This window comes from uncultured Candidatus Puniceispirillum sp. (assembly GCF_963979125.1).
Taxonomy (GTDB): domain Bacteria; phylum Pseudomonadota; class Alphaproteobacteria; order Puniceispirillales; family Puniceispirillaceae; genus Puniceispirillum.
Genome location: NZ_CAXBVX010000075.1, coordinates 1 through 9,661 on the forward strand (window position 1 = coordinate 1; position 9,661 = coordinate 9,661).

General features: G+C 49.7%; 8 protein-coding genes. 1 reads left to right on the forward strand and 7 read right to left on the reverse strand.

Annotation, left to right across the window (positions count from 1 at the left end; translation table 11 throughout):
• Together ABNT28_RS08090 and ABNT28_RS08095 are read right to left on the reverse strand one after the other, a co-directional pair.
• On the reverse strand, nt 1-1,088 hold a 1,088-nt coding region (locus ABNT28_RS08090; RefSeq protein ID WP_348721356.1), incomplete at its 3' end, for a magnesium transporter.
• A gap of 199 nt (nt 1,089-1,287) precedes the next feature.
• The gene (locus ABNT28_RS08095; protein ID WP_332923280.1) at nt 1,288-2,748 is read right to left on the reverse strand and encodes a short-chain fatty acyl-CoA regulator family protein; all 1,461 of its coding nucleotides are present in this window, start codon (nt 2,746-2,748) and stop codon (nt 1,288-1,290) included.
• 238 nt (nt 2,749-2,986) lie between these two features.
• Between ABNT28_RS08095 and aceA the strand changes: the two genes are divergently transcribed.
• Complete coding sequence (gene aceA, locus ABNT28_RS08100) at nt 2,987-4,291, forward strand: isocitrate lyase (RefSeq protein ID WP_332923281.1); 1,305 nt, start codon at nt 2,987-2,989, stop codon at nt 4,289-4,291.
• A 133-nt stretch (nt 4,292-4,424) separates the two neighbouring features.
• Here aceA and ABNT28_RS08105 read toward each other — a convergent pair whose 3' ends face one another.
• The 5 genes from ABNT28_RS08105 to ABNT28_RS08125 form a co-directional block, all read right to left on the reverse strand.
• Nucleotides 4,425-5,741: a DUF4147 domain-containing protein gene (locus tag ABNT28_RS08105; RefSeq protein ID WP_332923282.1), complete on the reverse strand. Its 1,317-nt coding sequence runs from the start codon at nt 5,739-5,741 to the stop codon at nt 4,425-4,427.
• Between the two features lies 1 nt (nt 5,742).
• Nucleotides 5,743-6,711 (reverse strand): D-glycerate dehydrogenase, encoded by a 969-nt coding sequence (locus tag ABNT28_RS08110; RefSeq protein ID WP_332923286.1) that lies wholly within the window; start codon nt 6,709-6,711, stop codon nt 5,743-5,745.
• 182 nt (nt 6,712-6,893) lie between these two features.
• Nucleotides 6,894-7,631 carry a hypothetical protein gene (locus ABNT28_RS08115; protein ID WP_332923283.1) on the reverse strand — a complete coding sequence of 246 codons (738 nt, stop codon included), beginning with the start codon at nt 7,629-7,631 and terminating at the stop codon, nt 6,894-6,896.
• Nucleotides 7,632-7,852: 221 nt separating this feature from the next.
• On the reverse strand, nt 7,853-8,956 hold the full coding sequence (locus ABNT28_RS08120; RefSeq protein ID WP_332923287.1) for a BMP family ABC transporter substrate-binding protein: 1,104 nt from the start codon (nt 8,954-8,956) through the stop codon (nt 7,853-7,855).
• 59 nt (nt 8,957-9,015) lie between these two features.
• A partial coding sequence (locus ABNT28_RS08125) for an ABC transporter permease (RefSeq protein WP_348721357.1) occupies nt 9,016-9,661 on the reverse strand: 646 nt, incomplete at its 5' end.

A 9,661-nucleotide genomic window follows, 5' to 3' on the forward strand; every position in this document is an offset into this window, starting at 1 on the left:
GCAATAGCACGCACAGCGACAGTGACGGTCTGGGTGCCTGCATTGCCGCCCATCGACGCCACAATCGGCATCAACACAGCCAGCGCAACAAGCTGCTCAATCGTGGCATCAAACAGACCAATCACCATCGACGCAATAACCGCCGTAATCAGATTTATCGCCAGCCAGCCTGTCCGGCCTTGCATTGTCTCACGTAAACTAGACCGCAAACTTGCCTCGCCAACACCAGCAAGCGCCATCAAATCTTCTTCGGCTTCTTCATCAATCACATCGATCACATCATCAATCGTGACCATGCCAACAAGTCGGTCATCTTCATCGACAACACCCGCACTGACCATGCCATAATGGCGGAACAGCGACGCCACTTCTTCCTGATCCATAGTCACCGGAATAAGCCGAAAATCAGCATCCATGATTTCCGACATGCGACGTGGACGCTGGGTGCATAAAAGTGTACTCAGGCGCACCTCACCTAGCACATGCCGGGTCGGGTCAATGACAAAAATAAGATAGAAATCACCTGCATCATGTTCTTCATTCCGCAGAAAATCTATAGTCTGACCAACTGTCCAGAATGATGGCACCGTCACCACCTCACGTTGCATCAAGCGACCTGCTGAATCTTCGGGGAATGACAGCCCCTCTTCGACCAGTACGCGGTCTTCGGCAGGCAAAGCCGCAAGCACATCGGCCCGGTCATCCTGCTCAAGCTCTTCAACAATGTTTAGCGCATCATCTGTAGATAGATCAGGCAGTTGCCGCGCCAATGCCGCCATACCCATTACATCGACAATTTCATCACGGGTTTGTTCGTCAAGATGCGCGAGTGTTTCTGCATCCAGATCATCACCCAGCATGCGGACCAGCTTGGCCGCGACTTCCAAAGGCAATCTTTCAATAAGATCTGCCTGATCGGCTGGATGCAACGGTGCCATCAACGTTCGTGCACGGCGTTTCTCACCATCCATGATCGCCTGATTGATCGCTATCTCAACCTTTGGCGTCAGGCCATAAAGTGACGCGATACGACTGGTGTCATCCTTGCGTTCACTCATGTCCTGATTATTGACCATATTGCCTGCCATGCTGTTTTCAGATTTTGCGCATTACGGCGGATAGCTACATAGTGACCACCGCATTCATCTTTTCATTAAAGATCAATCTTTTGATACCAGACCTGACGACAATTTGAAACTATCAAGGCCGATCCATCTGCATGAAATCGATATTGAAATCTTATGCGTAATATTATTACAAATTTAGAAATATCTAATTTGAGTAATTTTATTTCATACCCAAATCATACAGACCGACGCGCCGCATATTCCCATCAAACTGCAAATCATGGCCAATAGGCGGATGCGCACGTTGACCACATTCCATGCGTTCGCAAACAGCGCACCCAACGCCGATTGGTTCGGGACGCATGGTTTTCCCCGTATCAAGATGATCCGCATAGACCAGATCACGCGCATGATGCATTTCGCATCCCAGCGCAATGGCAAATTCGGGAGCTGACTCATGTGGAGGTGTCCACAGGCTAGGCACAGTGCGCGCAATCGTGAAAAATTTCTGCCCCTGAGGTAATTCCACGGCCTGAAACAGCATCCGCTCTGGGGTTCGAAACGCCTTGTGCACCGCCCATTTTGGACAAGTACCGCCAAATTTGGCAAATTGCATGCCGCCAGCGGCAAGGCGCTTGGAAATATTGCCTGCATCATCGACACGGATAAAGAAAAACGGAACCCCACGGGCAGCAGGGGCATTCAGGCTCGTCAGACGATGGCATACCTGCTCAAAGCTACATCCAAAGCGACGCCCCAATAGATCAATATCATAACGCAGTGATTTCGCCGATTCCAGAAACGGATTATAGGGCATCATAACCGCAGCGGCGAAATAGCCAGCAAGTGTAATCCGGAATAATGACTGGCTTTGTGTTTCAGGTAATTCATATTCGTCGCACATCTTTTGCAACATGTCCTGCTGGGTCAACAAAGCTATCTGCACCAGAAGATGGAATTGGCGCTGGGGACGTCGCAACGCCTCGCTCAGCATGATTTCGCGGCGGTGTAAATCATAGCGGCGCAGTTGGGACCCCATAATGTCGGCTGGCATGATCCGCACACGTAGCCGCATTGTCTTTTCAACATAATCGACAAGTTGCGCATAAATTCTATCCGTATGCGATGACATGGCATTAGGTGATGGCTTGCCTTTTGCCCATTCGGCCAGCCCCGCCGTTTCCAGCAGATCGGTTGCGGCCTGTTCGACACTGGCAAAATAGTTATTTTCGCTTTGCAGAACATCACGCACAACTTCGATAGGGCTGCTAAGTCTGGCTTCGCGCCCTGAAACATGATCCGATGATTGCAGCTCATCGCGCACTTTACGATAAGCATGAAACAGTTTGATGACCGAACGGGCGGCGCCTGGGGCGGCCGAAATCAAATCCTGTAATTCGCGGCGTGACACCGCCTCACCAGCAAAAAGCGGATCGGTGAATATCTCGCTCATATCGGCAATAAGAGACTGGCTATCATCCTCGGCGAATGATTTCAGATCAATATCAAAACTGTTACCCAGCTTGAGTAGCAAAGTCACAGTCAAGGGACGCTGATTATGCTCTAGCAAGTTAAGATATGATGGGCTTATATCAAGCGCGTCGGACATGGCCGTTTGCGATAAGCCAATAGACTGACGAAAACGCCGTAATTTATGACCAACCAATATCTTTTCCTGCATGTCCTAGCTACCTCGAGTCAACGCAATAGTTGTTATGGAGATGTTTATGGCACCCCCTTACGGTCTGATAATATTGTAATAAGTCAATTTGTAAACTGAAATTGTAAATATTTTACAATTTTCAATTTTGCACTTTTTTCCTCGTCATTGGCATAAATTCAGGCTAATCAAATTCTATCGCTAACAACGTATCTTGCTGTCGCGTGATGGCACTATGCAAAAGCTGAGGAATTGTTTGATGAGTAAGCTAACTGAATTTGAAGCACATACCAAAACAGATGCTGGCCGCTTTGACGGCATTAAGCGTGATTACAGTCTGACGGATGTGAAAAAACTGTCAGGTTCGGTTCAGCCAGAACACACGCTGGCGCGCAATGGCGCCAACAAACTATGGCAGTTATTGCATAACGAAGATTACGTGCATTCGCTTGGCGCCCTATCTGGTAATCAGGCCATGCAGATGGTACGCGCTGGCCTGAAAGCTATTTATCTTTCTGGATGGCAGGTTGCCGCTGATTCAAATACGGCGGGCGCCATGTATCCTGACCAGTCACTATATCCAGCCAATTCAGGCCCCGAGCTAGCGCGCAAGATCAACCGTACGCTACAGCGCGCTGACCAGATTCAGACTTTGGAAAATAATGACGATAATATTGATTGGTTTGCCCCCATTATTGCTGATGCGGAAGCTGGTTTTGGCGGTGCGCTTAACGCATTTGAACTTACGCGCTCTTACATCGAAGCTGGTGCGGCTGGTGTGCATTTTGAAGATCAGCTGGCATCCGAGAAAAAATGCGGTCACATGGGTGGCAAGGTTCTGATTCCCGTTCAACAGCATATTGCGAATTTGAATGCGGCACGGCTTGCCGCCGATACGGCAGGGGTGCCAACCTTGATTGTTGCCCGTACCGACGCCGAAAGCGCCAAACTTATCACCTCGGATATTGATGAACGCGACCACCAGTTCCTGACTGGCGAGCGCACCGAAGAAGGCTTTTTCTGTCTTGATCCAAAGGATGCTTTTGAGCGCTGTGTTGTTCGTGGCCTCGCTTTTGCCGAATATGCCGATCTGATCTGGATGGAAACTTCAACACCGAATATTGAGCAGGCACGTCGCTTTGCCGATGCCATCCATGCCAAATTCCCTAATAAGATGCTGGCCTATAATTGTTCACCAAGCTTTAACTGGTCAGCAAACCTGTCGCCCGAGGACATTGCCCGCTTCCAGCGTGAAATCGGTGCGATGGGTTATAAATATCAGTTCATCACTTTGGCTGGTTTCCATTCCATGAACTTTGCCATGTATGAGCTTGCCCGTGATTATCGTGACCGCGGCATGGCCGCCTATAGCGAATTGCAGAATGCCGAATTTGCCGCCGAGGTAAATGGCTATACCGCAACACGTCATCAACGTGAAGTTGGCGCAGGATGGTTTGACGCAATCTCGGTTGCTGTTAAAGGGGGCCAGTCTGCAACAACCGCACTTAACGACTCGACTGAAGAGGCACAATTTACCGGCGATCAGGAAAAGGCCGCCGAATAACTTCCCTCAGGAACGGTATATGACCTGCGCTTGGGGGAGTGCGGGTCATGCCATTACCGACCTGAAGCCTGAGGCCGGATAGGTTTTTGCTTTCCTATCCGGCCTTTCTTTGTCCTGATAGTTGTTTTATCGCTTATCGGGAAAAAAGGATAATCGCCAGATCACCCAGGTTCGTGCCTGTCCCACCAGTCGTAACAAGCTGACCAGATGCTTTCAGGAATGGATAGCAATCATGTGCTTGCAAGGCTATTTTGGCGTTGGGAATATCCAGCATATCGTGACTTGTCACAATCGCACCAGCCGCATCACAGGGGCCATCGCGTCCGTCGGTACCGCCAACAAGTACCGTCCAGTTCAACGGCGCTGAATTGGCATCCGCACCAAGGGCGATTGCAGCGGTCAAAGCAACTTCCTGTGCCCGCCCGCCAATACCAGATGTGGCGTCCAATTTAACAGTCGTTTCACCACCAACAACAATGCCATAATGCCCAGGCTTGGTGACAGATAGCGCGCAATCGGCCAGACGTTTGCCCATCTGGGCGGCATCACCATCAAGATCCGGCGCGTCAATAATCTTTATATCACCCGCCGCCTCGATCAAGGCACGGCTTGCCGAACGACACATATTGTTACTTGCCAGAATTGCTGTCTGCACCTTGTCAAATACTGGATCTTCTGCCCCCAAAGGTGCCTGTATTTTGCCACTGACCAACGCATCGAGGTGCGGTGGCACAAAATCCAGCCGATCCAACCCATGCAAGCGGACAAGGTCAATAGCCGCCTCAAGCGACGTTGGTTCCGGTGCCGCGACACCACTGGCGATTGATTCAAGCCGGTCACCAGGTACATCCGACAGTAAAAACTGGCTTATACGGGCAGGCATTGCCAATGCCGCCAGCCGACCACCTTTCAGACGTGAAAACAACCGCCGAATCACATTCATGTCATGAATATCAAGCCCACTTGCCAGCAAGGCTTCGTTAAGTGCCATTTTGTCAGCCAGCGAAATGCCTGATGCTGGTGCTGGCAACAAGGCCGACCCACCACCACTGATCAAAAGCAGTAAATGATCGTCTATGGTCAACGACTTCGCCAGCGTTTCCACCGCGTCACTTGCCCGTAACCCTCGAATATCAGGCACCGGATGCGCGCTGGCATGAACGTCAAATCCGGGCATAGATTGATAATTTTCATCATTTGTTACAATGATACCAGATACCATACAGCCTGCCTGACGGGCGGCATCAGCCATCGCACAGGCAGCTTTGCCAATCGCAATAATTGCCGTAGGTACGGGCAAGCCCGCATCGGCATTGCGCATGATATGTTCGACAGCATCGCGCGTTACCGGTTCAGGGCGCCCCGCGTCAATACCAGCATGAAAAGCCGCCATCGCCAGATCACGAAAATGACCTGCCCCTTCAGCGTGAACAAATGCATTGCCCGACATGTTAGACGACAGGATCAACCAGCGGCTGAGACGCAAAAAAGGCACGCAGATTATCAACCACCTTCAGCCCCATAGCCGTACGTGTTTCCAAAGTTGCTGACCCCAGATGCGGAAGTAAGACCGTATTGGGCGCCGCCATAATATCGGGGTTTATGACTGGCTCGCCCTGAAATACGTCAAGGCCGGCACCGCCTATAGATCCCGCATTCAGCGCCTTTACCAACGCGCTTTCATCGATTACATCGCCGCGTGCCGTATTGATGACAACAGCATCGGATCGCATTGCATCAAACGCGGCTTCATTCATGATTTCAAACGTATCCGGACTGGCCGCACAATGCAGGCTGATAAAGTCCGCCGCCGCACATACGTCAATAACCGAAGCCAGTTGAACAGCCCCAATATCGTCGCAATCATCAACTTTGGAACGGTTAAAGAAAACCACTTTCATGCCAAAACCAAGCGCACAGCGACGCGCCACAGCCTTGCCAATACGACCCATACCGATGATGCCAAGCGTTTTGCCACTTAATTGCCGCCCCATCAAATGCGTCGGCCGCCATCCAGCCCAATCGCCGCCGCGCAATTCACGCTCGCCTTCACCAGCTCGGCGTGCCAGCATTAACATCAAGGTCATGGTGATATCAGCGGTGGCGTCAGTCAGTACACCCGGTGTATTGCTGACCGGAATCGAAGCTACCTTACACGCTTCAATATCGATATGATTAACACCGACACCATAATTGGCGACAAATTTCCCTTTGCCTGCCGCGCCTGCCTTTATGATCTCGGCGGTGATGGAATCTGAAACCGTTGGCGCCAGCGCGTCATGCCCAGCAAAACCGTCGGCGATTTGCTGTGTCGTTAGCGGCACATCTTCACTATTGAATGTTGGGGTGAAATATTTTGACATTTCGGCTTCGGCCTCTGCTGGCCAGCGTCGTGTCACAAAAATTGTTGGTTTTGTAATATCGCTCATAACTCACTATGCGATATTGCATGGCCATATACAAAGTTTTTTACCTACACTACCTTGAACCAAAAGATAGCGCCTTAATCGTAATCTAGCGCGTGAATAACTCGCGCATGATAAAAGCGCGGCATCGATGATACCGCGCTTCATCGTTACATCAACAATGACATAATGATTTATTATTCATCATCACCTTCAAGCTCATTCAGTCTTGCGTCAACTTCATCACAAACGACACCTCCGCCGCCATTGACGCAATCTTCATAGCTGTTAAACCTCATGAGTGCTTCCATACCACCTTCAATATCACTAATAGCGGCAATTTCAGCATTGATATCGTCTAGCAATTCGCCTTCCAGCGATTCTTCAAGATAGGCGTTCATATCGGCAAGCTGCTGCGAATCTAAACCGCCAAGCGAGTCACTGATGGCCTGAATATTGGCCAGATCAATGCCAGTTTCACTGGCGACTTGCTGAAGATCATCCAAAGTCGCTTTATCAAGCGATGCCAACCCGCCATCAGAAATGACTTTGGCAAGGTCAATATCGGCTTCTTCACCAAGCTCTTTTACCGCTTCTATACTATCCATCGTCAAACCTTCAACGCCGGAAATATTTTCAACAACCTTATCGCCAATAAGCTCAAGACGCTCATCATCATCCAAAGGCGCAAGATCCTTGGTTGGCACAAAGGTGATCGTGTCATCGACAAGAACAAAGACATTGTTACCAATCACGCCAGCTGGCTTGTCGTCATCTTTGGCATTGGCAATGATATTTTCCAGATTTTCGGGGCTTGCCCCGACATACATATTGCCATCAGGGCCCAGAACTTCACCTGATTTGAAAGTCAGGGCTTGTGCGCCAGCCGATAAAGTAACAGTGACGCCCAAAATAGCCATAAAAATTTTAGTCATATCGACTCCTATTAAAGATATTCGTTACATCAGAAAGCCGCACTTCCTGAATTAGAAAATCGTTATATAAGGCCGTTAACCATTCCTCCTTAGGAGGTTAGCGCAGGAGTAGAAATCACATTAATTGTGGCATCTTAGAGTTGAAAAAATCACGCATTAAGTGAAAAAAGGCGCCATCTTTCGATGACGCCTTTCAGATTTGTTACCGAATCAGGTGATGATTAGCCCGGAATTTTGCCAAGAACACCTTCGAGATAATAGTTCATACCCCACAGGCCACCATCATCAAGCGCTTCACCCGCACCAATGACCGTGTTGCCTTCGTTATCCTTCAATGGACCGGTAAAGATGTTCATACCACCTTTGATCTTATCCGCAGCTTCCTGTGCCTTGGCGGCAACGTCTGCTGGCATATTTTCAAACGGGGTCAGCACCAGATAATCATCAGCCATACCTTTCCAGGTGTTGCCAGCCCAATGATCTGGGCCTTCGCCAGTTGACCATGAACCATCCATAAGCTGTTGGATTTTACCGACATAGTAAGGTGTCCAGTTATTGACCGAACTAAATAGCTGTGCTTTTGGTGCGAACGCTTTCATATCGCTTGATTGACCAAAACCGAACACGCCAGCCTTTTCGGCTGTCTGCAACATGGCCGGGCTGTCTGTATGCTGTGCCAGAATGTCGGCGCCTTCGGCAATATGCACCTTGGCCGCGTCAGCTTCCTTTACCGGATCATACCAGCTGCTGACCCAAATGATTGACATTTCAGCATTCGGATTCACTTCGCGCAGACCCGCTGCAAAGGCGTTAATGCCCTGAATAACTTCTGGAATCGGGAATGATGCGATATAGCCGATGCGGTTGGATTTGGTCATCATACCCGCAACAACACCCTGCACGTAACGGCCTTCATAGAAACGGATGTTTCCAGTCGCCATATTCGTACTACGCTTATAGCCGGTAATATGCTCAAACTTCACATCAGGAAATTCCTTTGCGACCTTCAATGTTGGATCCATATAGCCAAAGGATGTTGTGAAAATGATCTTGTTACCCTGTTGTGCAAGTTCACGAATAACGCGCGTTGCATCAGGACCTTCGGGTACATTCTCGACATAGGATGTCTCGACCTTGTCGCCAAAATGGGCATCAACTTCCTGACGTGCAACTTCATGTGCATAGGTCCAGCCATGGTCACCTGGATTGGTCAGATAGACAAAACCAACTTTTACCTTGTCGGTCATGGCTACTTTTGCCTCTTCTTCTTTTTGCTTGCCTGTAAGAAGCGCAATAGCGATTACGACAACAAGTCCAACCCCTATCCACGTTACTAATTTATTGGATTTCATTTTTTTCTCCTCTTTACTGGGGTTAACCTCAACTATTTTCCAACGTGGAAAATCCGCCCCAAACATGCTGGCGAATTGGCCAGCGCAAATTCACGATTCCGCGAAATCAAGACCAGAACGACGATCGTCGAGATATAGGGCAACATGGCCAATATCTGTGACGGCGTTGTCCAACCACGCGCCTGACCCGCCAGTTGCATAATGGTAATACCGCCAAAGATCAGCGCGCCTACAAATACGCGCCATGGCAACCATGAAGCAAATACGACAAGAGCCAATGCAATCCACCCACGTCCCGCTGTCATGCCTTCGGCCCAATGCGGAGTCAGTACGAGTGGAAGATAGGCACCACCAAGCCCTGCCATCATGCCGCCAAACAGCACGGCAATCAATCGAACAAATAATACCGGATAGCCAAGTGCATGCGCACTATCATGATTATCGCCTACCGCACGCATTACCAGACCTGCCCGCGTATATTTTAAAAACCAGGCAATCAGTGCAACCATAATAACCGCAAGATACGCCATAATATCATGCTGAAATACTAACGCGCCTACCACAGGAATATCCGCCAGAATGGGAATAGGCAGTTGCGGCAAGCCTTCGATCGCCTTGCCTACCAGCGGCGCCCCAACGAGACCCGAAAGACCCGTGCCAAAAATGGTCAAGGCAAGT

Bases quoted from the DNA above. Each gene is read 5' to 3' on its own strand.
- ABNT28_RS08115 (WP_332923283.1), bottom strand. From the start codon at position 7,631: ATGACTAAAATTTTTATGGCTATTTTGGGCGTCACTGTTACTTTATCG.
- ABNT28_RS08105 (WP_332923282.1), bottom strand. From the start codon at position 5,741: ATGTCGGGCAATGCATTTGTTCACGCTGAAGGGGCAGGTCATTTTCGT.
- ABNT28_RS08095 (WP_332923280.1), bottom strand. From the start codon at position 2,748: ATGCAGGAAAAGATATTGGTTGGTCATAAATTACGGCGTTTTCGTCAG.
- aceA (WP_332923281.1), top strand. From the start codon at position 2,987: ATGAGTAAGCTAACTGAATTTGAAGCACATACCAAAACAGATGCTGGC.